The organism is Shewanella sp. MSW, assembly GCF_007636515.1.
In the GTDB taxonomy this organism is placed as follows: domain Bacteria; phylum Pseudomonadota; class Gammaproteobacteria; order Enterobacterales; family Shewanellaceae; genus Shewanella; species Shewanella indica.
The window spans coordinates 37,734-63,232 of record NZ_LVDR01000019.1 but is presented as its reverse complement, the minus strand read 5'-3'; the positions used below and the strand labels follow the sequence as shown (position 1 = coordinate 63,232).

The 25,499-nt window shown below is 53.0% G+C and carries 23 protein-coding genes; 18 read left to right on the top strand and 5 right to left on the bottom strand.

Annotated elements, in window-relative coordinates; translation table 11 throughout:
• Positions 1–34: 34 nt before the first annotated feature.
• The gene (locus tag AYI96_RS17375) at positions 35–613 is read right to left on the bottom strand and encodes a chorismate--pyruvate lyase family protein (RefSeq protein ID WP_039035139.1); all 579 of its coding nucleotides are present in this window, start codon (positions 611–613) and stop codon (positions 35–37) included.
• 105 nt (positions 614–718) lie between these two features.
• Between AYI96_RS17375 and AYI96_RS17370 the strand changes: the two genes are divergently transcribed.
• Both AYI96_RS17370 and rlmF read left to right on the top strand, forming a co-directional pair.
• Positions 719–1,126, top strand: coding sequence for a flagellar basal body-associated protein FliL (locus AYI96_RS17370; RefSeq protein ID WP_025010605.1), 408 nt, complete (start codon positions 719–721; stop codon positions 1,124–1,126).
• Positions 1,119–2,192 (top strand): 23S rRNA (adenine(1618)-N(6))-methyltransferase RlmF, encoded by a 1,074-nt coding sequence (gene rlmF / locus AYI96_RS17365; RefSeq protein WP_144362058.1) that lies wholly within the window; start codon positions 1,119–1,121, stop codon positions 2,190–2,192. Before AYI96_RS17370 ends, rlmF begins: the two co-directional genes overlap by 8 nt.
• Positions 2,193–2,234: 42 nt before the next feature.
• Here the strand turns inward: rlmF and AYI96_RS17360 are convergent, their stop codons facing one another.
• Together AYI96_RS17360 and AYI96_RS17355 are read right to left on the bottom strand one after the other, a co-directional pair.
• On the bottom strand, positions 2,235–3,140 hold the full coding sequence (locus tag AYI96_RS17360; protein ID WP_039035141.1) for a helix-turn-helix transcriptional regulator: 906 nt from the start codon (positions 3,138–3,140) through the stop codon (positions 2,235–2,237).
• Positions 3,141–3,164: 24 nt separating this feature from the next.
• Positions 3,165–3,995, bottom strand: a complete 831-nt coding sequence (locus AYI96_RS17355) for a formate dehydrogenase accessory sulfurtransferase FdhD (protein WP_039035142.1) — start codon at positions 3,993–3,995, stop codon at positions 3,165–3,167.
• Between the two features lie 278 nt (positions 3,996–4,273).
• Between AYI96_RS17355 and AYI96_RS17350 the strand changes: the two genes are divergently transcribed.
• The 14 genes from AYI96_RS17350 to AYI96_RS17285 all read left to right on the top strand — a co-directional run bounded on the left by AYI96_RS17350 (position 4,274) and on the right by AYI96_RS17285 (position 21,336).
• Positions 4,274–4,732, top strand: coding sequence for a DUF3305 domain-containing protein (locus AYI96_RS17350; protein WP_025010609.1), 459 nt, complete (start codon positions 4,274–4,276; stop codon positions 4,730–4,732).
• On the top strand, positions 4,732–5,358 hold the full coding sequence (locus AYI96_RS17345; protein ID WP_101094684.1) for a DUF3306 domain-containing protein: 627 nt from the start codon (positions 4,732–4,734) through the stop codon (positions 5,356–5,358). Before AYI96_RS17350 ends, AYI96_RS17345 begins: the two co-directional genes overlap by 1 nt.
• A 150-nt stretch (positions 5,359–5,508) precedes the next feature.
• Complete coding sequence (locus AYI96_RS17340) at positions 5,509–7,173, top strand: 4Fe-4S binding protein (protein WP_144362069.1); 1,665 nt, start codon at positions 5,509–5,511, stop codon at positions 7,171–7,173.
• Between the two features lie 10 nt (positions 7,174–7,183).
• Complete coding sequence (locus AYI96_RS17335) at positions 7,184–7,840, top strand: molecular chaperone (RefSeq protein ID WP_039035144.1); 657 nt, start codon at positions 7,184–7,186, stop codon at positions 7,838–7,840.
• A gap of 75 nt (positions 7,841–7,915) precedes the next feature.
• Positions 7,916–8,113 (top strand): twin-arginine translocation signal domain-containing protein, encoded by a 198-nt coding sequence (locus AYI96_RS17330; protein ID WP_025010612.1) that lies wholly within the window; start codon positions 7,916–7,918, stop codon positions 8,111–8,113.
• Between the two features lie 18 nt (positions 8,114–8,131).
• Entirely contained in the window at positions 8,132–10,981 is a 2,850-nt protein-coding gene (locus tag AYI96_RS17325) for a molybdopterin-dependent oxidoreductase (protein WP_144362068.1), read from the top strand.
• A 27-nt stretch (positions 10,982–11,008) separates the two neighbouring features.
• Complete coding sequence (fdh3B, locus tag AYI96_RS17320) at positions 11,009–11,605, top strand: formate dehydrogenase FDH3 subunit beta (protein WP_039035146.1); 597 nt, start codon at positions 11,009–11,011, stop codon at positions 11,603–11,605.
• Positions 11,606–11,650: 45 nt separating this feature from the next.
• Positions 11,651–12,649 carry a formate dehydrogenase subunit gamma gene (locus tag AYI96_RS17315; protein WP_039035147.1) on the top strand — a complete coding sequence of 333 codons (999 nt, stop codon included), beginning with the start codon at positions 11,651–11,653 and terminating at the stop codon, positions 12,647–12,649.
• Positions 12,650–13,022: 373 nt separating this feature from the next.
• A complete protein-coding gene (locus AYI96_RS17310) occupies positions 13,023–13,220 on the top strand; it encodes a twin-arginine translocation signal domain-containing protein (RefSeq protein WP_039035148.1) in 198 nt (65 codons plus the stop codon).
• Between the two features lie 18 nt (positions 13,221–13,238).
• Positions 13,239–16,091: a molybdopterin-dependent oxidoreductase gene (locus AYI96_RS17305; RefSeq protein WP_039035149.1), complete on the top strand. Its 2,853-nt coding sequence runs from the start codon at positions 13,239–13,241 to the stop codon at positions 16,089–16,091.
• Positions 16,092–16,120: 29 nt separating this feature from the next.
• Positions 16,121–16,690 carry a formate dehydrogenase FDH3 subunit beta gene (gene fdh3B / locus AYI96_RS17300; protein ID WP_025010615.1) on the top strand — a complete coding sequence of 190 codons (570 nt, stop codon included), beginning with the start codon at positions 16,121–16,123 and terminating at the stop codon, positions 16,688–16,690.
• A gap of 53 nt (positions 16,691–16,743) precedes the next feature.
• On the top strand, positions 16,744–17,724 hold the full coding sequence (locus tag AYI96_RS17295; RefSeq protein WP_039035150.1) for a formate dehydrogenase subunit gamma: 981 nt from the start codon (positions 16,744–16,746) through the stop codon (positions 17,722–17,724).
• A 430-nt stretch (positions 17,725–18,154) separates the two neighbouring features.
• Positions 18,155–19,741, top strand: a complete 1,587-nt coding sequence (locus AYI96_RS17290) for a methyl-accepting chemotaxis protein (RefSeq protein WP_144362057.1) — start codon at positions 18,155–18,157, stop codon at positions 19,739–19,741.
• 257 nt (positions 19,742–19,998) lie between these two features.
• On the top strand, positions 19,999–21,336 hold the full coding sequence (locus AYI96_RS17285) for a coproporphyrinogen III oxidase family protein (protein ID WP_144362056.1): 1,338 nt from the start codon (positions 19,999–20,001) through the stop codon (positions 21,334–21,336).
• Positions 21,337–21,411: 75 nt separating this feature from the next.
• On the opposite strand, the gene AYI96_RS17280 is transcribed toward AYI96_RS17285, so the two are convergent.
• On the bottom strand, positions 21,412–21,828 hold the full coding sequence (locus tag AYI96_RS17280; RefSeq protein WP_144362055.1) for a GFA family protein: 417 nt from the start codon (positions 21,826–21,828) through the stop codon (positions 21,412–21,414).
• A gap of 32 nt (positions 21,829–21,860) precedes the next feature.
• Positions 21,861–23,675, bottom strand: coding sequence for a M14 family metallopeptidase (locus AYI96_RS17275; protein WP_409928949.1), 1,815 nt, complete (start codon positions 23,673–23,675; stop codon positions 21,861–21,863).
• A 360-nt stretch (positions 23,676–24,035) separates the two neighbouring features.
• On the opposite strand from AYI96_RS17275, the gene AYI96_RS17270 reads away from it, so the two are divergent.
• Positions 24,036–24,428 (top strand): hypothetical protein, encoded by a 393-nt coding sequence (locus tag AYI96_RS17270; RefSeq protein ID WP_144362053.1) that lies wholly within the window; start codon positions 24,036–24,038, stop codon positions 24,426–24,428.
• Between the two features lie 330 nt (positions 24,429–24,758).
• Entirely contained in the window at positions 24,759–25,499 is a 741-nt protein-coding gene (locus AYI96_RS17265; protein ID WP_039035156.1) for a helix-turn-helix transcriptional regulator, read from the top strand.

The following is a 25,499-nucleotide window of genomic DNA, read 5'->3' as shown; positions in this document are numbered from 1 at the left end:
TTGGTCGTTCAATAGAGGGATTACAAGCCCTTGCTCAAGGCGTAAGTTGGCCTTGATTGATGGCGGCAACCGCCGCCGGCAGGAAGATTTCACCAACAATCAGTTGCTGCTCCTGAAAGTGAAAATAACGTCTTCTGCCCCATATTGCCTCTGTGGTGGATTGCGACAGTGAATCTGCGAGGGAAGCGACCCGTGAATGGTTATCGAAACTGGCGACTTCTATGGCACCGGGTTCAAAGCCGATATCACCGAATAACAGCTCTCCCAGGGGGCGGGTACCCAACTTTCCCAGTCGCTGCTGTTGCTCCAGCAGCTTTGCCGGGATCAGGGTGCGGCCAAAGACCCAGGGAGTGCCATCCAGGCAGAGTAACACCTCTCTGATCCAGATGGCTTTGTGCTCCTTACCCTGCCATTCCTGAGCGGCGGTGGACAGCATGGCTTCACCGAGCAGTTTGACTTCAAAGTGGTTGCAGCAGCTCTTGAGTCTCTTGGTGAGACTACCGGTCGCCAGCAGCCAATCATGCAATGGTGCTGCGGGAAGTTGTTGTGATTGCTCTGGCGAAAACCACTGAATTGATTCACCATAAGGAAAGCTTAAACTGGTCACACTCATCAGATACCCGGTACAATATTACAACTCGGGAGTCTATCACGCTTGCCCACAAGCAGATAGATCGCAAGGGGCGTCTGCACAAGTTACGGGAGCTTGATACTCAATATGAAACGCGTTTTGACACTGTTGTTTTTTATGCTGGCCGGCATGTTGCAGCCTGTGATGGCGGCCGATGAAAAGCCCGCCGAAGACACCTATGCCTACTATGGCTTTGAACCTGAAATAGTGACCAACTATATCTCCAATCGTAAGAAGCTGGGGTTTGTGCGCATCAGTGTTGAACTGATGGTGAAAGACCCTCAGGACTTGGTAGCCTTGCAACACCATGATCCCCTGCTGCGGGCCGCGATAGTGGAGATTCTCGGTAACCAACCCGAGGACAGGGTCAAGTCGCTTACCGGCAGGGAAGAGATCCGTCGCGAATGTTACGACACAGTCAATCGTTTGCTGGAACAGGAAACCGGTCGGGCGCTGGTAGTGAATCTGCTGTTTACCAAATACCTGTATGACTGAGGTAAAAAAGCGTCGGCTCAACACCTCGAAAGGCAAGGCCAGGACCGAGGTAAAGAAAAAGGTTAATAAAACGCCGCCAAAGACGACGGCCGGCAAAACCTCGGTTAAAACGGGCGGGAAAGCCAAAGACAAGGGCTTGCACCCGCGCAACCTGCACCGCCAGGGCTATGACTTTGCCGCCCTGGCAGCCAGTTACCCAGCGCTCGCGCCTCATCTTATCACCACAGATTATGGCCAGGTTTCGATTCCCTTTGCCGAGCCTCAAGCTGTTTTGGCCCTTAATGCCGCCTTATTGCAGCACCATTACCATATCCAGGGTTGGCAATTGCCCGAGGGCTATCTGTGCCCCCCCATTCCCGGGCGTGTAGACTATTTGCACCATATCGCCGATCTGCTGGCAGAAGGCGGTAAGATCCCCCAAGGCCGGCGTATTCGCGGCCTGGATATAGGAACGGGAGCCAATGGCATCTACCCCTTGCTGGGCTCAAGTGTCTACGGCTGGCAGTTTGTCGGCGCCGATATTAACCCTGTGGCGCTGGATAATGTCGCCGGCGTATTACTGCACAATCCCAAGCTGGCCAGCGCCATAGAACTGCGGTTGCAGCCCAAGCCAGAGCAGATATTTCATGGTCTTTTGCAGAGCAGGGAGTGTTTTGATTTCAGCCTCTGTAACCCTCCTTTTCATGCTTCGGCCGCCGATGCCCGCAGTGGCAGCGAACGCAAACAGCGCAATCTGGCGGCAAGTCGCGGCGAGCAACATCAGAGTCAGGAGCCCAAACTCAACTTCGGCGGTTGTCAGGCCGAGCTTTGGTGCGATGGTGGCGAGTTGGGCTTCTTGCTGCGTATGATTCACGAAAGCCGTGAATATGGTGGACAAGTGCTGTGGTTTTCTTCTTTGGTGTCCAAGGGTGACAACCTCAACCCCTGCCAGCAGGCGTTAAAGCAACTTGGCGCCAAAGAGGTCAAGATATTGGAGATGCAACAGGGCAATAAACAAACCCGGGTGTTGGCCTGGAGTTTCTTCGATGCTGCCGCCAGATGTCAGTGGTGGAAGTTCAAGGCTTGAGGCCCACCAACGGCAGGCCTCAAATTGGATTGAGAAATCGAGCTACTCCGGACTCCACAGTAACCGGCCGCAATCGGTGAGATCGTAACCACCGAGTAGAGCAGCCATCTGCCGGGTGTGGCTGCCGCCGAGCATCTTGAACAGCTGCTGCAACTGGCGGCGGAAGTAGATCCCTTGCGGCATGACAAAGTCGAAAGACTCAGTCACCAAGGGCACAAAGCTCAGGCCACTCTCCATGGCGACAGCCTGACAACCGAAGCCTATATCGGCATCCCCCCGGGCGATATAACCGGCTAACTCCCGCTCACTGAAGGCGGTGAGTACTGAGTTGAGCTGCTCAAGCTTGGCACCCTGTTTCAACAGCCAATGTTCCAGATGTTGCTGGCTGCCGGCACCGCCCTGGCGGGTGACCCAGCGCCAGGAGAGTTGCAACACCTTGCTCTCTTCCTGACACCTGTGGTGCATATCCGGCCGCACTATCAACCCCTGCTGGCGGTTATAGCCGTGAACCATGATCCATTGCTGGTGGTTGGGATACCCCTTCAGCAGCGCCGTATGGCGGATATTACGCTCCTCCAAACTGCCCCAATGCAAGGTACAGACATCGGCGTAGCCCTTGGACAAGAGCTCCAGCCCCAGGCGGGAACCTGTAGCGCTGTAGCTAATAAGTTCTCGACTGCCAACCTGAGCCATCAGCCTGGCCACCTGCATCGATAACAAGGGGTCATCACTGCCGGTGATCAGCAAACGATCGGTCAACATACCACTGTGGCAGGAATCCATGATCCAACGGTCGATTAGTATCTTTGGAAACAGCCACTTACCTGTGATTTTGGTCGCCGGCAGCATACGTTCGTTAGCCATGGCATAGACCTTTTTTTCATTGAGGTCCAGATACTCGGCCACCTGCTTGGCGCTCATATAGACAAGTTCACTGGGCTCCGTCATCACTTCTCCTTGGTATCTTGGGTATCAGCGTGGATTGCTGGCATCAAACTCAATATTATCGGCGCCATTGTACACCAGGAAATGGCGCCCTTTAGCGCGGGCGACCATAGTGATCCCCAGCTTCTGCGCCAATTCCAGACCCATCTGGGTAACACCACTGCGGGACAAAAGCACAGGGATCCCCATCTTGGCGACCTTGATAACCATTTCGGAAGTAAGTCGCCCCGTAGTGTAGAAAATCTTGTTGTCGCCCCTGTCTTGCTCCAGCCACATCTCACCGGCCAGAGTATCGACTGCGTTATGGCGACCGACATCTTCGACAAAGGACTTTATCTTATCCGCTTCACACAGACCACAGCCGTGAACAGCACCGGCATTCTTGTATGTCTGATTGTATTCACTGATGTTTTTCAACAGTGAGTAAAGCATGCTCTGTTTCAGTTTTGGTTGCGGCAGGACTATATCGTCCAATCCTTCCATAAAGCCGCCGAAGACAGTGCCCTGGCCACAGCCTGTGGTGACTGTCTTGTCGGCCAGTTTGGCGTCCAGATCCTCAGTCTGCTCCCGGGTGATCACGGCCGCGGAAGCCACATCCCAGTCAACAATCACAGATTCCAGTTGCGATACATCATTGATAAAGCCTTGATTCTTTAGGTAACCCAGTGCCAGGGCCTCGGCTCTTGCGCCCAGGGTCATCAGGGTGACTATTGGTCGCCAGTTGAGGTAAACCGTCAGCGGCCTTTCACAGGCAACAAACTTTTCCTGCAACTGACCATTCTCATCGACCGCAGTTACGGCAATGGTCAAAGGTACCTGGGTATTGGTCTTGATCAATTGGGGTTTGGCACTTGTCATTATCGAACCTTCACAGAGAGCATGGGCCACAGCATAGCAATATTTATACCGTCACAGGATTCAGGCTGCAAAATGCGTGATCCGCAGCAAGCGCCGGCGGCACTCAGGTCATGAATGTCCCAAACCAGATTGCATATTGGACAAAATGTCCTATTTTTAGCCTTAAATAGATGATCAAGTTCAAACTTATTTCTCAAATGGCAACTGGCACTAAAATTGCAAAGACTTAGAGATCTTACTTATGCCCGAAAATAATCCCATCGGGAGGGAGAGTCAGTATGCAACATTCCGAAAGCGTATGGCCCATGTACGTTTCACTGAAAAAAGTGGAGAAACAGGTCGGTCGTTGGACATCCATCAGCTGGGAGCTGGACCAAATCGTGCCCGCTACCCATGAGGCGCCGCCCGGAGCCAAGCTGGTCCTACTGGAGTTGTTTCGTGATGAGCGTGCCAGTTACCGCCTTAACCTAGATATGGACAATCCCATGCTTTACATCGTCTGTGACGAAGATGTAGAGGGCAACTGGATCCCGGCCGCCATCTCCGCCGACCAAAATGTCGCAGCCGGCTGTCTCGAAGGAGATACCCCAGTGCTGAACATGCCGATGCCGGAGGCAATCGCCTGCTGGATTGAAGCCTTCATAACCCGTCACGGTGAAGTGGAAATCACCGCACACAGACGCAAACATGTTAACCGCCGCAAGGAATTGGCCGAAGACAACATTCGGAGGCACTGATGGCCGAAAAGAGTGGATTCCTGAGCCGCTGGGCGCTACGCAAGCAGCAAGTACAGGAAGGTGAAACCCCTGTCGATGAACCGCTGCAAGAAATTCCTCCTCAAGCGGAAGCCGTTGCAGAGGCAGAGCCGGAAACTCAGACCGCGCTCGACCCCCTTCCAGAAACCGAGACCCAGGAAGAGAAACTGCTGACCGCCGAAGACTTACCCGACCCCAGTGGTATCGAGGTTGGTGGCAGCTTCGCCAGTTTTATGGCCAAGAATGTCGACCCGGCAGTGAAGACCGCCGCGTTGCGCACCCTGTGGAAGCAACCTCACTTCAACGAAATCGACGGCTTGCTCGAGTACGCCCTCGATTACAGCAACCAGCCCAAGCTAAGCGCTGAAGCCTCGGCCGAATTGGCCAAGAAGGTGTTCCGTCACGTGCTGGAAAAAGAGGAACCGGAAGAGGCTGAAGAAGCCCTGGCCGAAGCAGAGACTTCAGCAACCGAGGCAGAGGCCGCCCCCCCGCAGTTAGCCGAACAATCTGCGCCACAGTCACCAACGGACAATTTGGACGGAGATGTGACTGCAGAGGCCCAAAATGCCACAGATGCAGAAGCCGAAACTCATAAGCCGGTTGTTTGACGTCAGTTTAACAGCCTTTAATGCCCATAAATTTGGTATGTGAATTGCTGTATTCAGGCTATAGCAAGCTGTAAATCAATAATAAAAGCAGCAAGATAAAGAATACGGCCATCGCCATAAACTGTTCAGGAACGCAAAGTGAACAATAGTGTGAGCAATAACCCCGCCCAGCAAGCGCTGCGGCAGGTGCGTCGTGAGGTCAGCCAGCAGACTCAGATTCTGCAAAACCTGATCCCGCCGACCGTAAGTTACACCACAGAAGGGAATGTCCTTGTGATAGGCCCTGAGGATCTGGCCCGGCTGGCGGCAGATAAACTGTCTGCCATGGCCGGCAGAGTGATCTTGGCCAACGAGCCGATCACCAGCCAGGAAGAGGCCCATCTCGAAGCCGTAATGGCTGCCGCCGAAGATGTTGAGAGCTACTACAACAAGCTGATTGGCATCAAAGGCTTCCTCGGTCAATTCCAGGTGAGTGTCGAACATGACAATGGCACCGCCGAGCTCAGTGTGGTTGCGCTGCGCAAGCCGCATTTTGACCTGATCCTCGACCTGAGCCGCGAGCCGCAAATTCAGTTGGAAATGCTGCCACCCGGCTATTTCTATGTGGGTCAGGATCCGCAGAAATTAGCCGAAGCCTTGCAGGAATTGCCCCAGATGATCGGCCAGTTTGACAAGCCTCGCTATGTCAAGGTCAACGCCGATCTCTGTGCCCACAATCGCAACGGCAATAATGGTTGTAACCGCTGCCTCAACTTCTGTCCGGCCGATGCTATCAAGAGCGTGGCCAAGCAGATTGAGATAGACCCCTATCTGTGCCACGGCGCCGGCAGCTGTACCAATGCCTGTCCAACCGGGGCCATTGCCTACGACCAGCCAACCCCTCAGGCGCTGCATTCATACCTGAATAAGTTGATTTCCCGCTTCCGCGAACAGGCACAAACCGCGCCTGTAGTGCTGTTCCACGACATGGGACAGGGTGGCGCCTTGATCAATTACGAGTTGCCGGGCGAGGTTCTACCTGTGGCACTGGAAGAAGTCACTGTGGCCAGCATGGATCACTGGATGGCTTCTCTGGCTTGGGGAGCGCGCCAGGTGTTGATCCTCAACACCAGCGCTACGGCCCCTACCCTGACCCAGATGCTCAAGGGCGAACTGGGATTGGCCAATGCCATTTTGGATGAGATGGGACAGCCTCAAAGGATTCGGGTTATCGACGAAGCCGAGCTTGCCAATCTCTGGCCTATACTGGATGTAAGTCTGGACTGGCCCGTGATAGTACCTGCTGTGCTCTCTGAGGGTAACAAGCGCACCCAGCTGTACGCTGCTATCGACCATCTCAATGAGCAAGCAGCCAATGTTGATACTCAACTGACCATGGGCAATATCCCCTATGGCCTGGTGAATATCAATGCCGACAAGTGCACCTTGTGTATGTCCTGTGTCGCGACCTGCCCTACCCAGGCGCTGACCGACGGTGGCGACACTCCGGCACTGTATTTTGTCGAGCAGGATTGTGTGCAGTGTGGCCTATGTGAGGCTGCCTGCCCGGAGAAGGTGATCAGCCTGACTCCTCAGGTCAATCTGGATAAGGCTGCACGGCAGCAGCGCCGGATCCTGAAAGAAGAAGCTCCGTTCGAATGTATTCGTTGTGGAGCGCCGTTCGCGACCCAGTCTATGGTGCACCGGATGCTGGATATGGTCGGAAGCCACAGCGCTTTCAGCGCCAACATAGAGCGCTTAAAGATGTGTGGTGATTGCCGGGTGAAGGATATGTTTGAAGACATACTCCAGGATCCGGAAAAGCAACTGAGATAAGAGATCCGCTATGACCGAAACAGTAAGAGAAGTATCAGAAAACGATCAGCTTAGAGCAGATATCTATCAGCTGCTGGCGGCGCTGTTAAGGCGCCACCCCAGCCCGGAATTGCTGAGTTTTCTTGGCGACCTCGAAGTCGACGCCAATGACGACAGTGAGATGACCAAGGCCTGGTTGGCGCTCAAGTTGGCGGCCGTACAATTCGACAGTAACCAGCTGGAAGATGAGTATTTCAACATCTTCCTCGGCGTAGGCTCAGGGGAAATCCTGCCCTACGGTAGCTGGTTTATGACAGGTTCGCTGATGGACAAGCCCTTGGCTCTGCTGCGTCAGGACCTGATGCAACTGGGCTTCGAGCGCGAAGAAAATGTCAAGGAACCGGAAGATCATGTCGCCGCTCTGTGCGAGGTAATGGGCATACTGCTGCTGGAAGCTCCGGCCCACCAGCAACTGGCCTTCTACCGCCGCCATATCGGCAGCTGGATCATACGTTTCTTCGATACCTTGTCCCGTTGTCCCTCCGCCGCGTTTTACGCCGTGGTGGCTCAACTCGGCCGGGCCTTCTTTGAAACCGAAATCAATGAGTTTGAACAGCTGGTGCTGAGCACGCCTGTGGTGGAAACCCCGGCGGTACAGATCCAGCCCAAGGCCAGTGAGCTGGCCTAAGAATTTGCCCGTGGCAACACGGGCTAAAGCATGCGGGGGAGTTTCCCCCGTCTACCTTCAACACGAGGAGACACTATGAAGAAGCAAGCTTCCGACATGGGTCGTCGTCAACTGCTCAAGGCATTGGCGATCGGCAGTGCGGCAGGCGCGGTTGCGACTGTCAGTGGTCAAGCCTTGGCGGCTAAGCCTGAAGCACCAGAAGTGCCAAAGGGTGAGGGCTACCGTGAGACTGACCATGTGCGCAATTATTACGCCTCACTGCGTAACAAATAACGATAAGGAGAGTATGTGATGCGATTAACCCGCAAAACAGACCAGGCCGCGGTGGCTGCAAAGCCCGCTCTGGGTCTGAATCGTCGTCAGTTCCTTAAGTCTGCCGGTTTGGCTACCGGTGGGATTGCCGCAGCATCTATGCTGGGCGCAGGAATGATGCGTAAAGCCAAAGCCAAAGATGTTCCTCATGATGCCCCTACCGAAGTGAAGCGTACTATCTGCTCTCACTGCTCAGTGGGTTGCGGCATTTACGCCGAAGTTCAAAACGGTGTTTGGACCGGGCAGGAGCCTGCCGTGGACCATCCATTCAACCGCGGTGGTCACTGTGCCAAGGGCGCGTCACTGCGTGAGCACGGCCATGGTGAGAAACGTCTCAAGTATCCAATGAAACTTGAAGGCGGCAAGTGGAAGCGTCTCAGCTGGGAGCAGGCTATCAACGAAGTCGGCGACAAGATGCTGAAGATCCGCGAAGAATCCGGCCCTGACTCTGTATACTTCATGGGTAGTGCCAAGTTCTCCAACGAACAGTCTTACCTGTACCGCAAACTCGCAGCCATGTGGGGCACCAACAACGTCGACCACTCGGCGCGTATTTGTCACTCTACCACTGTAGCCGGTGTGGCCAACACCTGGGGCTATGGTGCGCAAACCAACTCCTTCAACGATATGCACAATGCCAAGTGCATGCTGTTTATCGGCTCCAACCCCAGTGAAGCTCACCCTGTGGCGATGCAACACATTCTGGTAGGTAAAGAGCGCGGTGCCAAAGTCATAGTGGTTGATCCACGTTTCACCCGTACTGCAGCCAAGTCTGACGAGTACGTGCATATCCGTCCCGGTACCGACATTCCTTTCATCTACGGTCTGCTGTGGCATATCTTCGAAAACGGCTGGGAAGATCAGAGCTTTATCGATCAGCGTGTTTACGGCATGGAACGTATCCGCGAAGAGGTGAAGAAGTACAACCCTGCCGAGGTTGAGCATGTTGCCGGTGTCGGTGAAGCTCAGATGCGTCGCGTCGCCAAGATGATGGCCGAACACAAGCCCGGCACTATTGTTTGGTGTATGGGTGGTACTCAGCACCACGTGGGGAACGCCAATACCCGTGCTTACTGTATCCTGCAGTTGGCCCTGGGTAATATGGGTGTTTCCGGTGGCGGTACCAACATCTTCCGTGGTCACGACAACGTACAGGGTGCTACTGACTTTGGTCTGCTGTTCGATAACCTGCCTGGTTACTATGGTCTGACTACCGGCGCCTGGGCGCACTGGTGCAATGTGTGGGATCTGGATCCTGCCTGGGTCAACAGCCGTTTCGACCAAGGTGAGTATCTGGGCCAGAAGCCACAGACTTCAGCCGGTATTCCTTGTTCCCGCTGGCACGACGGTGTGCTGGAAGACAAGAACAAGATTGCCCAGAAAGACAATATCCGTCTGGCCTTCTTCTGGGGTCAGTCTGTCAACACCGAAACCCGTGGCCGCGAGGTGCGTGAAGCACTGAACAAGATGGACACTGTGGTCGTCGTTGACCCATTCCCAACCATGGCCGGTGTTATGCACCAGCGTAAAGATGGCGTTTACCTGCTGCCTGCCGCGACTCAGTTTGAAACCTATGGTTCTGTGTCAGCTTCCAACCGTTCACTGCAGTGGCGTTCTCAGGTCATCGACCCTCTGTTCGAATCGCTGCCTGACCATGTGATCATGTACAAGCTGGCCAAGAAGTGGGGCGTTGAGAAAGAGTTCTGTAAGCACATCAAGGTCAACGGTGAAGAGCCGCTGGTTGAAGATGTCACCCGCGAGTTCAACCGCGGTATGTGGACCATAGGTTACACAGGTCAGAGCCCTGAGCGTCTGAAGATGCACCAGGAAAACTGGGGTACCTTCGACTTCGATACCCTCGAAGCACCCGGCGGCCCAGCCAAGGGTGAAACTTATGGTCTGCCATGGCCATGTTGGGGCACACCTGAGATGAAGCATCCAGGGACTCAAATCCTCTATCGTACTGACCGTGAAGTCCGCAACGGCGGTGGTAACTTCCGTGCCCGTTACGGTGTTGAGCACAATGGCAACAACATACTTGCCGAAGGTTCCTTCTCCAAAGGCAGTGAGATTCAGGACGGTTACCCTGAGTTCACCGACAAGATGCTCAAGCAGCTGGGTTGGTGGGATGACCTGACCGAAGAAGAGAAGAAACACGCCGAAGGCAAAAACTGGAAAACCGATATTTCCGGTGGCATTCAGCGTGTGGCCATAGCTCACGGCTGTATCCCTTATGGTAACGCCAAGGCTCGTTGTATCGTATGGAACTTCCCGGACGACATTCCGTTGCACCGTGAACCTCTGTACACGCCTCGTCGAGACCTGGTCGCCAAGTACCCCACCTACGAAGACCGTATGGTGGCGCGTCTGCCGACCCTGTACAAGTCAATTCAGGACAAGGACTTCTCCAAAGACTTCCCGCTGGCACTGACCTCTGGTCGTCTGGTGGAATATGAAGGCGGTGGTGAAGAAACCCGTTCCAACCCTTGGTTGGCCGAGTTGCAGCAAGAGATGTTTATCGAAATCAGCCCAGGAGATGCTGCCGACCGCGGTCTACGCGATGGCGACGATGTTTGGGTACACAGCCCTGAAGGCGCCAAGATCAAGGTTAAGGCCATGGTAACACCAAGGGTGATCAACGGTGAATGTTTCATGCCGTACCACTTCGCCGGTATCTTCGAAGGCGAGAGCCTGGTGAAGAACTATCCGGAAGGTACAGTACCTTACGTTCAAGGTGAATCGGCTAACACGGTTCTGACTTACGGCTATGATGTGGTGACACAAATGCAGGAAACCAAATCCAGCCTGTGTCAGATCACCAAAGCCTAACCGTACTTGATGAGGAGATAAGCCATTATGGCAGTCATGAAATTCTTATGTGACACCAAGCGCTGCATCGAGTGTAACGGTTGCGTCACAGCCTGTAAAAACGAAAACGACTCCGCGCTCGAGTGGGGTATCCAGCGTCGCCGCGTGGTAACCATCAATGATGGTCAGCCCGGTGAAGCGTCCATTTCAGTTGCCTGTATGCATTGTACCGACGCGCCTTGTATGGCGGTTTGTCCTGCAGACTGCTTCTACCGCACTGACGATGGCATAGTGCTGCACAACAAAGATACCTGTATCGGTTGTGGCTACTGCTTCTATGCCTGTCCTTTCGGGGCGCCTCAGTTCCCGAAAAAGACCGCCTTCGGCAGTCGCGGCAAGATGGATAAATGTACATTCTGTGCCGGTGGCCCAGAGGAAAACTTCTCTGAAGCCGAGCGCAAGAAGTACGGTGCCAACCGTATCGCCGAAGGTAAGCTGCCTATGTGTGCCGAGCTTTGCTCCACCAAGGCGCTGCTGGCCGGTGACGCGGAAGTGGTATCCAATATCTATCGTGAGCGGATGGCCGCCCGGGGTAACCCTGATGTCATTTGGGGCTACAATCCCAAGACCGGTGAGATCAACTGAGACAGAGCGAGGGTGGGCTAAGGCCCACCCTGACGAGGAGTGACTATGTTAATCAAATCACTGCGCAGTCTGTTCGCTCTGCTGGTATTGGTTGCCGGGCTGGGGTTTGCTTCCACAGCCATGGCCGCCGATGAACAGTCGAGCCAGCAACAGGCGCAAACCAGTGAGGCCGATCTTTGGCGCGCGGTAAAATCCGGTGAATCCGGCTATACCACAGCCAAAGGTGTTGAAACCGGCGTGCTGATCAACGTGGCCGGCAATCAGGGCAAGGAGTTGCGCAATCAGTACCTGACACCCGTTATGGCGATAGCCGTAGTCGGCGTGTTTGGGGCGTTCGTGCTCTTTTACCTGGTGAATGGCCCATCCAAGCTGCATCACGGCTTTTCCGGTAAGTTGGTGTTCCGCTGGAGTAAGGCTGACCTGATCATCCACTGGGTAGTGGCGATCAGTTGTCTTATCCTGATCTTCACCGGGCTCAACATCATGTTGGGCAAGCATGTACTGCAACCCTATGTCAGTGGCGATATTTGGGCGGCACTGATCTATGGCTCCAAGACGATCCACGATTGGGTCGGGCCACTGTTTATCGTCTCTTGGGCGGTATTGGTGGTGAAATGGATGCCGGATCAGCTGTTCAAGAGCTATGACCTCAAGTGGTTCATGCTGGTGGGAGGCTACATCAACTTCGGCCCCTTCAAGGGTAAGCACCCGGATTCGGGTTTTGCCAACGCCGGTGAGAAGATGTGGTTCTGGACCCTGGCCATTTTCGGCCTGTTTATCAGCATTTCCGGCATCATGATGGTGTTGCCTAACCTGGATTTGCCCCGCGAAGCCTCAATGGCGGCGCTGTTGGTGCATGGTATCAGTGCAATTCTGATCATCGCCTTCACCATAGTGCATATCTGGATGGCGACCGTACTATCTGAAGGTGGTATGGAGTGCATGAAGTCAGGTTATTGTGATGAAAACTGGGCGATGCAGCACCACAATGTCTGGTACGACGAAATCAAGGCCAACGGTACGCTCAAATATCGCGAAAATTGAGTCCCCTGAGCTGATTTAAGACTGCAAACACCCCGGCCTGCCGGGGTGTTTTTTTATGATCCGTTTTTTAACATCATTTACTTCAGAATCCACACTCTCCTGATACTTTCGCTATTTTCCTTTTATTGAAAGTTTGAAGCAGTTAACGCTTTAAACAGCCGCTCCCATGGGGCTTACATTCAAACTGTCCCAGATCAAAACCCATACTCTTGCAAAGCCTTATATTGCCCATGCTTAAAGAAGGACTCCATTCATATATAACGGATTTTTTACCTTTTTTGTACATAAGCGCAGCTTGAGTTGTTAATAGGCTGGAGTGCACAAAAAAGTGTCGAGTCACCCGCAGCGCGGGGGAAAATTATCAGGAGCGAAAATGAAAGACCAGAAGCCAGATCTGAACCGCAGATCCCTGCTGAAGGCTATCACCATAGGCAGTGCCGCGGGTGCCGCGATTGCTGCAACAGGGGTGAATGCCGCTCAGGCCAGTGAGCCTGTTGAAGCGAAGTCCGCGACAAAGGGCTATCACGAAACAGCGCATATCCGCAGCTATTACAACAGCCTGCGTAGCTAATCCAGGAGATCTCAAGCGATGAAGTTAACTCGCACATCCAATGTCGCCCCTAAGGCCGACAAACCCAAACTGGGGATCAGCCGTCGTCAGTTTATGAAAAATGCCGGTATTACTGCCGGTGGTATCGCTGCCGCCTCTATGCTGGGTACCGGCATGATACGTCGCGCCGAAGCCAAAGATGTACCTCATGATGCGCCTATAGAAGTAAAACGCACCATTTGTAGTGCCTGTGCCGTAGGTTGCGGTCTGTATGCCGAAGTACAAAACGGTGTTTGGACTGGTCAGGAGCCTGCCTTCGATCACCCATTCAACGCCGGTGGTCACTGTGCCAAAGGTGCTGCACTGCGCGAGCACGGTCATGGTGAGAAACGTCTCAAGTACCCAATGAAGCTTGAAGGCGGTAAGTGGAAGCGTATCAGCTGGGATCAGGCCATCAACGAAGTTGGTGACAAGATGCTGAAGATCCGCCAGGAATCAGGCCCTGATTCTGTTTACTTTATGGGTAGTGCCAAGTTCTCCAACGAAGGCTGCTACATGTATCGTAAGCTGGCTGCCATGTGGGGTACCAACAACGTCGACCACTCAGCCCGTATTTGTCACTCTACCACTGTAGCCGGTGTGGCCAACACCTGGGGCTATGGTGCGCAAACCAACTCTTTCAACGACATTCAGAATGCCCGCGCCATCTTCTTCATTGGTGCCAACCCTGCTGAAGCACACCCTGTTTCCATGCAGCACATTCTGATCGCCAAAGAGAAGAACAATGCCAAGTTGATCGTGGTTGATCCACGCTTCTCCCGCACCGCAGCTCATGCCGACCTGCATTGCTCTATCCGTCCGGGTACCGACATTCCATTTATCTACGGTATGTTGTGGCATATCTTCGAAAACGGCTGGGAAGACAAGACCTTCATCAAAGAACGTGTGTTCGAGATGGAAACCATCCGTGCAGAAGCCAAGAAGTTCCCACCTAAAGAAGTGGCCAACATCACTGGCTGTAGCGAAGAGTACCTGTACCAAGCCGCCAAGATGATGGCCGATAACCGTCCAGGCACTGTGGTTTGGTGTATGGGTGGTACCCAGCACCACGTAGGTAATGCCAACACCCGTGCTTACTGTATCCTGCAGCTGGCTCTGGGTAACATGGGTGTTTCCGGTGGTGGTACCAACATCTTCCGTGGTCACGATAACGTACAGGGCGCTACCGACCTGGGTCTGCTGTTCGATAACCTGCCTGGTTACTACGGCCTGACCACTGCGGCATGGCAACACTGGACCCACGTATGGGATCTGGATATGGAGTGGATGAAGAGCCGCTTCGACCAGGGGACTTACCTGGGCCGCGAACCTATGACGACTCCGGGTATTCCTTGCTCCCGTTGGCACGACGGTGTGCTGGAAGACAAGCAAAAGCTGGCACAGAAAGACAACGTACGCCTGGCCTTCTTCTGGGGTCAGTCAGTCAACACTGAAACCCGTCAGCGCGACGTGCGTGATGCACTGGACAAGATGGATACAGTCGTTGTTGTTGACCCATTCCCAACTATGGCCGGTGTTATGCACCGTCGTAAGGATGGCGTCTACCTGCTGCCTGCCGCGACTCAGTTTGAGACCCGTGGTTCCATCTCCAACTCAGGCCGTTCTATCCAATGGCGTGAACAGGTTATCGAGCCGTTGTTTGAGTCCAAGACAGATATTGAAATCATGTATCGTCTGGCACAGAAACTGGGCTTCGCCGAGCAGTACACCAAGCGTATCAAGAAAGAAAATGGTTTGCCTCTGATCGAAGACATCACCCGCGAAATCAACCGCGGTATGTGGACTATCGGTATGTCCGGCCAGAGCCCTGAGCGTATTAAGGCTCACACCATGAACTGGGGCACTTTCTCCAACAAGACTCTGGAAGCCGAAGGTGGCCCATGCAAGGGCGAAACTTATGGTCTGCCTTGGCCATGTTGGGGTACACCTGAGATGAAGCACCCAGGTACCCAGATCCTCTATAACACAAGCAAGCACGTCAAAGACGGCGGCGGTAACTTCCGTGCCCGTTACGGTGTGGAATATCAAGGCAAGAACCTGCTGGCCGAAGGCTCCTTCTCCAAAGGTGCTGAAATCCAGGACGGCTATCCTGAATTCTCCGACAAGCTGCTCAAGCAATTGGGCTGGTGGGACGAGCTGACTGCCGAAGAGAAAGCCGAAGCCGAAGGCAAGAACTGGAAGACCGACCTTTCCGGCGGTATTGTCCGGGTTGCCATCAAGCACGGTTGTATCCCATACGGTAACGCCAAGGCCCGTTGTATTGTGTGGACCTTCCCTGATCAGGTGCCAGTACACCGCGAGCCGCTGTACACAGCCCGTCGCGATCTGGTAGCCAAGTATCCAACTTATGACGACATGCAAGTACATCGTCTACCGACTCTGTACAAGTCTATCCAGGAGAAAGATGTCAGTGGCAAGTACCCACTGGTACTGACTTCCGGTCGTCTGGTGGAATACGAGGGTGGTGGTGAAGAATCACGTGCCAACCCATGGCTGGCAGAGCTACAGCAGGAGATGTTCGTTGAGATCAACCCTGGTGACGCTGCCGACCGCGGTATCCGTGACGGTGAGAAGGTATGGCTGGAAGGCGCCGAAGGCGGCCGGATACTGGTTCAGGCCATGGTGACCCCAAGGGTTAAACCTGGTGTGACCTGGATGCCTTACCACTTTGCCGGGATCATGCACGGCGAGAGCCTGGAGCCCAACTATCCGGAAGGCACAGTGCCTTACGTATTGGGCGAATCCTGTAACACTGCGCTGACCTATGGTTATGACCCAGTGACTCAGATGCAGGAAACCAAGGCGTCGCTTTGTCAGATCGTCAAAGCATAAGTGCAGCTTAAGCGAGGAGAATTGCCACTATGGCTACAATGAAATTTCTGTGTGATACCAAGCGCTGCATTGAATGTAATGGCTGTGTCACCGCTTGTAAAAACGAAAACGACTCCGCTCTCGAGTGGGGTATCCAACGTCGCCGCGTGGTGACCATCAAGGATGGTCAGCCCGGCGAGGCCTCTATCTCTGTGGCTTGTATGCATTGCAGCGACGCGCCTTGTATGGCCGTATGTCCTGCCAACTGCTTCTACCGCACCGAAGACGGCATAGTGCTGCACAACAAAGATACCTGTATCGGTTGTGGTTACTGTCTCTATGCCTGTCCATTCGGCGCACCTCAGTTCCCGAAATCAGGTGCTTTCGGCTCCCGCGGCAAGATGGACAAGTGTACCTTCTGTGCCGGTGGTCCTGAAGAAAACCATTCGGACGCTGAGCGTCAGAAATACGGTGCCAACCGTATTGCGGAAGGCAAGTTGCCTATGTGCGCCGAACTCTGTGCAACCAAGGCCCTGCTGGCCGGTGATGCGGAAGTGGTTTCCGGCATCTACCGTGAGCGTGTGGCTTATCGCGGTGCCGAAAACGGCGCCTGGAAGTAACAGACGGCACGAATATCCGGCCCGGCTTAGCTGGGCCGGTGAGAGAGGTTAATATGAACAAATGGTTCAAACACATAGGCTTGGCTATTGCGCTCATGTTCAGCGCCGTATGCTTCGCCAATGGTGCCGATGCACCTGTGGAACCACAAGCGAGCGATGCCCAGATCTGGGCTCAGCTCAAAGATGGAGCAACGGGTTATACAACATCCGACAGTCAGTTCCACAACCAGCCGATCAACACCTATGATCTGCGGGTACTGGAACTTCGCAGCGACTGGCTGGCACCGGGGTTGATGCTGGCATTGTTCGGTATGATCATCATCTTTGCCCTATTTATCATGGTTAATGGTATTTCCAAACTGCACCATGGTTTCTCCGGCAAGATGGTGCATCGCTGGTCCAAGTTTGATGTGAGCATTCATTGGCTGGGGGCAATTCCCTGCTTACTGCTGATCCTCACCGGCTTGGTGCTGCTGGCAGGGCGTTTCTTCTTCCAGCCGTATCTGGGTGAAGGCTTCTGGGCATCAATGGTCAATGGCGCCAAGCAAGTGCACGACGTGATGGCGATTCCCTTCATGTTCGGCTGGGCACTGATGACGCTGTTGTGGGCCAAGAACCAGTTGCCCAAGATGTATGACGTCAAGTGGTTCATGGTAGTGGGCGGTTACATCAACTTCGGGCCTTTCAAGGGCAAACACCCTGATGCCGGCTTTGCCAATGCCGGTGAGAAGATGTGGTTCTGGGCCTTTGCTTTCTTTGGGCTGATCATCTCTGCTTCAGGCATGCTGCTGTTGTTCCCCAACCTGTTTGAACCCAGCCGTACCCTGAGCCTGATTGCTCTGGTATTGCACTCAATCAGTGCCATCATCATCTGTGCCTTCTCCATAGTGCATATCTTCATGGCGACTGTTATGTCTGAAGGTGGTATGGAGTGTATGATTTCCGGTTACTGTGATGAAAACTGGGCCACTCAACACCACAACCTGTGGTATGACGAGATCAAGGCCAACGGTACTCTGAAATACAGAGACTAAGGTCAGCACTCTGTCTACTGAAAAGCCGTGTCAATCGACACGGCTTTTTTATCAATAATGAAAAATATCAAGGTGATTTTTTTATATTCCGCACTTATTCCAACTAAAGAGAAACATAAAGCTACTTTGTTGGCTTAAATTCTTAATCAACTGTTTTTTAAGATTAATTTATTTTAATCTAGCGCTTATTTTCCCATCGGCACACAGCGAAAAGTAACATAATTACACAGCAATACAAAAATATGATTAACCAACATCCCTCTTTAACGCAAAACATACATCCAAAAATAGAACAAAATACTTTAAAGATAACCACTTGATGGCGGCAAGGCTGTTTGTGGTAAATTGCTTATTTAATCACCCGCATGTAAAATACTTCTACAAACGTAACAAACTTACACAATTTCCCTTCACTCAATCAGATACCATCATGATCAATAATACTCGAACCAGCATGCTATCCATGCTGCCGTCTTTGCTGTCCAGTGTGCTACTGATAGTGATCGGCATCTTTGCTTATCGTGCATTTTTCCAACTCAATGACGCCAGCGAACGTCTGGTGAACAACAACAGCCTGACCGAAACTTTCGCCGGGATCCGCGAGGAGTTCTATCAACTGCGATTGGCTTCCTTAGTGCACAACACTCAAGGAGTACGCATGCATCAGGATAAGGTGCATAACCTGATAGCCCGCCTGAGCCAATTCGACACTGCCTTTATGAGCGATGCCGGCGCGCGAATCGCCGTTCTCAAACCCGGGATCGACAAATACGCCCGCCTCTATTTCGATGAATTAGCATTGGCTGAGCGAACCGGCACAGAGCCGGTCCTGACGCCGGTAAGGCGAGATCTGGGCCCTGAGGTAAGTGCCGAGATCAATCAACTGGTGGCGCAGATAACCAAGCGTAACCAGGAATTAGGCGAAATGACGGTTTCCGAGGTAGATAATACCGAAGCCATTTTGCTCGGACTTATCCTGTTTGCCATAGTGACCTCCCTGCTGATGGCACTCTTAATGAGCCGCCATCTGGTGGCTATTGTCAGCCGGATCCAGCAATCTGTCGCCAAGCTGGCTGTAGGGGATCTGACCCACAAGATAGGGATCCAGGGCAAGAATGAACTCTGCACCCTCGCAGCCGATCTGGACCAGCTCAGCGACAGATTACAAGTCATGATCCGCGACATTGCCCAAGCTTCTGAACATATGGCGCAACAGGTCGGTGAGCTCAATGTGCAGTCTGAGTCCAACTCGGCCGCATTGCAGGCCCACGCCTTGGAAACCGACCAGGTCGTCACCGCAGTTGAAGAGATGAGTGCTACCGCCCAAGGGGTTGCCAACGATGCTGCTTCAGCAGCGCAGTTGACCGATAAGGCCAGAGCTCAAGGAAATGAATCCCGTCAGGCGGTCGAACAGGCTTCCAACAATGTGATGGCGCTGGTCAGCGAAGTCGACTGTGCCTCCCAGACCATAGCCGAGATGGATGAGAGCACCCGCAGAATTGCCGGCGTACTGGACGTAATAGGCGAGATTGCCGAGCAAACCAACCTGTTGGCACTGAATGCGGCCATTGAAGCGGCCCGTGCCGGTGAACAAGGGCGCGGCTTTGCCGTAGTGGCCGATGAAGTCAGGGCATTGGCAGCACGCACCCAGGCCAGCACTTCAGAGATCAACAATATGTTAGAGCAGCTGCGTCAAGGCGCCGATTCGGCGGTCAATGCCATGAATCGTACCCGCCAAAGCTGTCAGGCAACGGCCGATACCACAACACTGGTGGCCGAAAGTCTGCAGGGGCTGACCGAGCATGTGTTCGATATCAATGGCCTCAGCACTCAGATAGCTACGGCCGCCGAAGAGCAAAGTTCGGTTTCTGAAGAGATTACCCGCAACCTCAGCGTCATTCGCGAAATGGTTGAGGAGCTAAATCAGAGCGGCAAGGCGACTCTCAGCAGCACAGCGGCACTGGCAGCAGCCAAAGATCAGCTCTCCAGCGTGGTCAGACAGTTTAAGCTCAACTGAATATAAGGGGTCTAAGGACCCCTTTTTGCTGCCTGATGTAAAGACACCCCTCGAAAGGTTGATTTTTCATCCGTTAATGCTAAAACATGATCTGCTTAACAAAACATCACTTCCGATACTGATAGGTATTGTTATCTTCTAGCCAGTTCACGTTTTAACTACTCCACAGGAGGTAGTCTACAAACAGCTGGCAGTACCTTGGAAATAATCTAACTGATTGTGGTATCTAAGGATTAGCAAAACTAACAGGAAGCCTTATGTCGTCAATTATCCAAACTCTCGATCGCCAACTGGTCACCCCATACCAAGCCAATATCACAGTACCCAACTGGATGCTGGGGGCTATGGAGCGGGTGATGCAGTACTATGTTGATAAGAACCTGAGGCTGGACACTATTTCTGCGGATGTAATGCCGGCACCGGTAGAGGGCAAGAAATACATGCTCTATGCCCATATCCCTTTCTGCCACACGCTTTGCTCTTACTGTACCTTCCATCGTTTCCTGTTCAAGGAAGACAAGGCCCGCGCTTATTTTGTGGCGCTGCGTAAAGAGATGGATATGGTCAAGCAGTTGGGCTACGACTTCGAGTCCATGTACATAGGTGGCGGCACTACAACAGTGCTTGAAGATGAGCTGGCGCGTACTATCGAGTATGCCAAGACCCTGTTCCCTTCCATCAAGGAAGTCTCCTGTGAATCGGATCCCCAACACCTGGACAGCCCTGGCTTTAAACAGCTCAAGGGCTTGGTTGACCGCATGTCCATCGGGGTGCAGAGCTTCAATGATGACATCCTCAAGATGACAGACAGGTTGGAAAAGTTCGGTACCGGCCAGCAGACATTCGACAAGATCATGGCCGCCAAAGAGCTGTTTCCGATTATCAACGTCGATCTGATCTTCGGTTTCCGCGGTCAGACAGACGAAGTGATCCAACATGACTTGGATATGGCTTCCAGACTGGATCCGCGCCAGATCACCACTTATCCCTTGATGATCACCCACCAGACCCGCAAGAGCGTCAAAGGGAAACTGGCGGCGCCTCAGGCCGATATGGCCAACCAGTACCGAATGATCCTCAATACCCTTAATGGCCAGTACAACCAGTTGTCGGCCTGGGCCTTTGGTAAGGCCAACGATGAAGGCTTTGACGAATACGTAATCGACTACGACGAATACTTGGGTGTGGGTTCAGGCTCATTCAGTTTCCTTAACGATACCCTGCATGTGAATACTTTCTCGCTGCGCAAGTATCAGGAGCGGATCGCCAGTGGCAAGATGGGTGTTGAGCAGCAAAAGCAGTACAGCAAGAAAGATGTGATGCAGTATCGTTTCTTGCTCGGGATGTTCTCCGGTCGTCTGTCGCGCAAGTATTTCCGCGATACCTTTGGCGTTAATCTGGACACAGCCCTGTTCAAAGAGATGAGCTCGATGAAATTGATTGGCGCTATCAAGAATGATCCTAAAAATCCGGATGAGCTGATCATCACAGACAACGGCAAGATGATGGGTCTGCTGATGATGAAAGAGTTTTATTCCGGTATGGATAATGTCCGGGCGCAGCTGCGTAAACCGCTGAAGCCTTGTGATATGTAATCTTTGGCGCAATCAATGACAAAAATCCGCCACTGAGCGGATTTTTTTATTGTGCAATAAAGGTTCTGCCGACGGCTAGTCGCCTTGACTGCGATTAGCGGGATAACGGGGGCAATCGTCGCTAATCTCCAACCAGGCGGGTTTGTCGGCGCAGTAGATATGATATCTGGGCACCACTCTGTCTGGGTCATCCAAAGAAGCAATGCTCAAGCTGATAAACTCGGGATGATCGAGACTGCGATAACTCAGGCTGGTGCCGCAGTTTGGGCAAAAGCCGCGGCGGATCTTGGCCGAGGAGGCATATTGCCGCACGGCTTCCCCCTGCCAGGTGAGTTGCTCCAGCCTGAAGTCCATCCAACTGCCCACCACAGCCCCTGTGCTCTTGCGGCATTGACTGCAGTAACAGTGGTCGGCATCGAACGGTTCACCCTCGAGGCGATAACGTATGGCGCCGCACAGGCAGCCTCCCTGTAACTCATTCTGCGGTTTCATCGCTCGACTCCGGGATTGCTTATTGTCAGGGCCTATCTGGCGCGATAGACGGGATACGCCAGGTAAGCCTTGTCATAGTAAGGGCTGCGCTCGTAGAACCAACGCAGCCTGGCCTTGGCATCGGCGGCAAAGGCCGGGTCTTTGAGCGCCTGGTCAAATTCGGCCTGGAGCGCTTTGGAATTGGCCAGCATCTGTTGTGCCAGAGGTTCAACCGCATAGTCCTCAATATACTCGGTGCGGGTGAATATGGTGTTGAACAGGCCCCACTGCAGCAGTGAGTCGGGCGATTGCGGCTCCAGCAATATCATCGCCAGATCGCCGAGCGGCTGCTCAGTGCTTATCTTGACCGTGCCGACAGGCAAGGTGAGCTCAACCTTTTCCAGTTTGGCCTTGGCACTGACTCTCTGGCGGCCTTCATAGTCACTGGCGGCAAACTGGGGGTCGCTGAGGCGATATTGTTGCAACTTCAGTGTTTGAGGTTGTTCCAGGCGAGTCATGCGAATGCCGTGCAGCGATAGCTTGGCAATCGCCTCTTGCCACTGGGGCGGAATATAGTAAGCGGCCGGGCGGCTGACCCGGATATCCGCCTCTGTATTACCTATTACCGGCAGGTTGGGATACAGCTTGGACTCGCCGGTCCAACGCACCACTTGTTTGCCCGAAATGGGGCTCTGTTCCAATTGGTAGTCTATGCCTTTGAAATCCCAGCCCTGCTGCTGCTTTTGTGACTTCCAGGTCAGGGTCACCAGCCGTGGGTAGCGGTACTTGTCTTTCTCTATCGCCGCACGCAGCTTGGTCGCTTTGGCCCCCACCGTCTTGAGGGTTTGCTCCAGCATCACATAAGTGCCCAGCACCCGTTGCCGAAACGGCTTGAGGCTGTGGTTTTCAATCAATATGGTCGGTAGGTGTCTGGCATCGCCATAGCCGTTGGAATAACGGGCCGAAGCATTCCACAGTGACATGCCCTTGATCAAGTCAGTATTGTCCAAGGCGAAGACCAGAGGTCCCGGGATATGACCTGCCTGGGTCAGCGCCTGTTCTATCGCCGGGCGATACTCCTGTTGCAGCCAGTTGTAGCCGGCGGGGCTCAGCCCCTGAGACAGGTTGTAACCAAAGGTCACATCATATTGGTAATCGATACCGTCGGTGACATGCACATCGATATACAGCTGTGGCTGCCAGTCGTTGATGGCGGTCAGCATGTGTTGCATCTCTATGCTGTCGGCCTTGGCGTAGTCACGATTGAGGTTGATGTTTTGGCTGGTGGTTCGCCAGCCCATGCTCAGTGGGCCGCGTTGATTAACCCGGTTGCTTTGGCTGGAGCGCTCGTGCGCATCGACACTGAAAATAGGTACAAACAGCAGGTTGACCTGTTCCAACAGCTCGGCCTTGTCGCCGACTATGATATCCCGCAATAACATCATGCCGGCATCCTTGCCGTCAATTTCACCCGAGTGGATCCCGGCTTGCACCAGAATATTGGGCTTATGGTTGCGTCTCAGCTGTGCCGGGGTGGCGGCACCTTCGGCGCTGGCCACTATCATCCAGATATCACGGCCCTGGGGGCTCTTGCCCAGGCTCACCTTGTTGAGCTTATTGCTTTGGGTCATCAGCCTATCCAGCCAGGCAAAGGTCTGCTGATAGCTTGGGCTTTCAATACCGCCGGATTGCTCAAAAGGCGTGGCCCAGCCGTCGTCGGCTGCACGCATTAAGGCCTCGCTGGCACCACTCCAGGATTTGAGCGGCGGCAAAATGGCATCATTGATATAGGTGTTGGCTTGGGTGGCTGGTTCGGCAAGTGCGGCGCCGGGGAACGTCGCGACAGCGAGCCAGAGCAGGGACAGCATGCGCATGAAAGGCTCCGGGATACAGAATATTGTTATTGTTGAAGCGCTCTATCTTTAACCAATTTACTCAACCCTGCAAGTCACCCGGAGTGACTCTCTCTTTATTTTGTGGTTATAGCAATGAAAGCAAACTGCCCCTCCCTAAATTTTGTTTCGTCAAAGTAATGTCAAAAAATGGCATTCAAGGGCAGTAATTTACATATTTGCAGTCCAGTCTGAATAAATATCTAATCTCGCTTCTTAAGTTATTTTCTGTGTTGTAATTTCTTAACTAAGAAAATTAAAAAAGAATTTTATATCTATACCAGTGATCATTAACGGCTGGACAAATAGCTTATATAGGTAAAGTAGTATTTTAATGTGACGGCCGTTTTAATTATCAATGGTGCTTTTGGCATTCACATTAATAAGGGAAAGTGCGAACAAGTCCCATGTGTGCTCTGCGTCGGCTTCCAGGCCGGTAAGAATCTCAGCAAGGTAGTGGATGGCGTGGCACGTATCTATGGCTTTGAGCTGATGCAGGTGGCCCAGGCGCTGGATCTGCAGAAGAAAGTGAATCACAGGCAGTTGTCACCCCAGAATGAGCAACTATTAAAGGCGCTGCGCAAACAGGTTGTTTACCCCGGATGTCGAGGCCTCAACGCAATTCCTGATGAAGTTCCAAGAAAACCAAGCCCCGATAGGATTGACCTCCGGGGCTCTATGTTGAGAGAACCGGGAATAGCCTTTGCTCAATGGGTTTTCGGGCACTGAGTCAGATGCCTTGGACTCTGACATAATGAGCCAGCTTGGTGGTGGAGAACTGATGCGGACTGTTGCTCGACCGTGTAACCGATACGGGAAGATGTTTAGCGCTCTTGAGCGCCATAGCTGTCGCTTTAAAGTCAAGCGTACGCTATATCCAACTTGCTGCTTGTTTTGGCATCATAGAACAATCGATGTCAAAATAACGTCAAAATAACCGACGACTTTACATAGAGTTACATTTTTGTAGCCTAGCCTATATATCTGTTTCAACTATCTTTGTTCACTTCATAGCCTGGGTTATTTTGGCTTTGATTCTTGTTCTTGAGGAGTAATCGCATGAGTACAGTATTGAACAAGACTGCACTCACAGAAGCAGAGAGCAGTTTAAGGCAAGTGCTGCAAACCGTCGGTCCTTTGATTGCCGCGCAAGGATTCCAGGGGTTTTGGTTTCAAGGGCTGCCAAGCAACGCCAGGGAGTATTTGGAGCACCCGGGAAATCAAGGCCTATTCGCCCCCGTGTGGCTACGAAGGCCAATCGCGTCACTGGCGTCCTCCTGTCGGATAGCAACCCTGCAACAGTACTATCTGGAACACTATGCCCGCAGCGACAATAATTTCGCCGAGTCTTTATGCGCAAACAAAGCCTGGTGTTACCGCTGGCAAGAGGATGACCCGGTAAAAGTCCTGTTCGCCAAACATGGTTATGACACTGTTCTGAGCTTCCCCGTGCCCAGCTATGCCAACCCGACTTGGTTTGGCCGTTTTATGCTGTTGGGTTCAGGTCATCCGGATCCGCAACCTGAGCGTTTGCAACAGACCCTGATCTTGGCTCAGAGTCTATTGTTTGAACATGACAGGCAGAGATTCAATCCGTTTCTGCAAAGCCGGATCTTCAAGGCCAACGCCAGAAAAGTGCTGCGAATGGCGGCAACCGGACTGCAAAATCATGAGATCTCTGATCGACTGCACATTAGTGTCCGTGGGGTTGAATACCATATGGAGTCAATGCGTAAAAAACTGGGTGCCAGCAACAGGGCAAATCTAATCCATCTGGCCCATCAATTTGAGTTGATCTGA

Excerpts from the sequence above, each read along its gene's own strand:
- AYI96_RS17375 (WP_039035139.1), bottom strand. The coding sequence starts at position 613 with ATGAGTGTGACCAGTTTAAGCTTTCCTTATGGTGAATCAATTCAGTGG.
- AYI96_RS17370 (WP_025010605.1), top strand. The coding sequence starts at position 719 with ATGAAACGCGTTTTGACACTGTTGTTTTTTATGCTGGCCGGCATGTTG.
- rlmF (WP_144362058.1), top strand. The coding sequence starts at position 1,119 with ATGACTGAGGTAAAAAAGCGTCGGCTCAACACCTCGAAAGGCAAGGCC.
- AYI96_RS17360 (WP_039035141.1), bottom strand. The coding sequence starts at position 3,140 with ATGACGGAGCCCAGTGAACTTGTCTATATGAGCGCCAAGCAGGTGGCC.
- AYI96_RS17355 (WP_039035142.1), bottom strand. The coding sequence starts at position 3,995 with ATGACAAGTGCCAAACCCCAATTGATCAAGACCAATACCCAGGTACCT.
- AYI96_RS17350 (WP_025010609.1), top strand. The coding sequence starts at position 4,274 with ATGCAACATTCCGAAAGCGTATGGCCCATGTACGTTTCACTGAAAAAA.
- AYI96_RS17345 (WP_101094684.1), top strand. The coding sequence starts at position 4,732 with ATGGCCGAAAAGAGTGGATTCCTGAGCCGCTGGGCGCTACGCAAGCAG.
- AYI96_RS17335 (WP_039035144.1), top strand. The coding sequence starts at position 7,184 with ATGACCGAAACAGTAAGAGAAGTATCAGAAAACGATCAGCTTAGAGCA.
- AYI96_RS17330 (WP_025010612.1), top strand. The coding sequence starts at position 7,916 with ATGAAGAAGCAAGCTTCCGACATGGGTCGTCGTCAACTGCTCAAGGCA.
- AYI96_RS17325 (WP_144362068.1), top strand. The coding sequence starts at position 8,132 with ATGCGATTAACCCGCAAAACAGACCAGGCCGCGGTGGCTGCAAAGCCC.
- fdh3B (WP_039035146.1), top strand. The coding sequence starts at position 11,009 with ATGGCAGTCATGAAATTCTTATGTGACACCAAGCGCTGCATCGAGTGT.
- AYI96_RS17315 (WP_039035147.1), top strand. The coding sequence starts at position 11,651 with ATGTTAATCAAATCACTGCGCAGTCTGTTCGCTCTGCTGGTATTGGTT.
- AYI96_RS17310 (WP_039035148.1), top strand. The coding sequence starts at position 13,023 with ATGAAAGACCAGAAGCCAGATCTGAACCGCAGATCCCTGCTGAAGGCT.
- AYI96_RS17305 (WP_039035149.1), top strand. The coding sequence starts at position 13,239 with ATGAAGTTAACTCGCACATCCAATGTCGCCCCTAAGGCCGACAAACCC.
- fdh3B (WP_025010615.1), top strand. The coding sequence starts at position 16,121 with ATGGCTACAATGAAATTTCTGTGTGATACCAAGCGCTGCATTGAATGT.
- AYI96_RS17295 (WP_039035150.1), top strand. The coding sequence starts at position 16,744 with ATGAACAAATGGTTCAAACACATAGGCTTGGCTATTGCGCTCATGTTC.
- AYI96_RS17290 (WP_144362057.1), top strand. The coding sequence starts at position 18,155 with ATGATCAATAATACTCGAACCAGCATGCTATCCATGCTGCCGTCTTTG.
- AYI96_RS17285 (WP_144362056.1), top strand. The coding sequence starts at position 19,999 with ATGTCGTCAATTATCCAAACTCTCGATCGCCAACTGGTCACCCCATAC.
- AYI96_RS17280 (WP_144362055.1), bottom strand. The coding sequence starts at position 21,828 with ATGAAACCGCAGAATGAGTTACAGGGAGGCTGCCTGTGCGGCGCCATA.
- AYI96_RS17275 (WP_409928949.1), bottom strand. The coding sequence starts at position 23,675 with ATGCTGTCCCTGCTCTGGCTCGCTGTCGCGACGTTCCCCGGCGCCGCA.
- AYI96_RS17265 (WP_039035156.1), top strand. The coding sequence starts at position 24,759 with ATGAGTACAGTATTGAACAAGACTGCACTCACAGAAGCAGAGAGCAGT.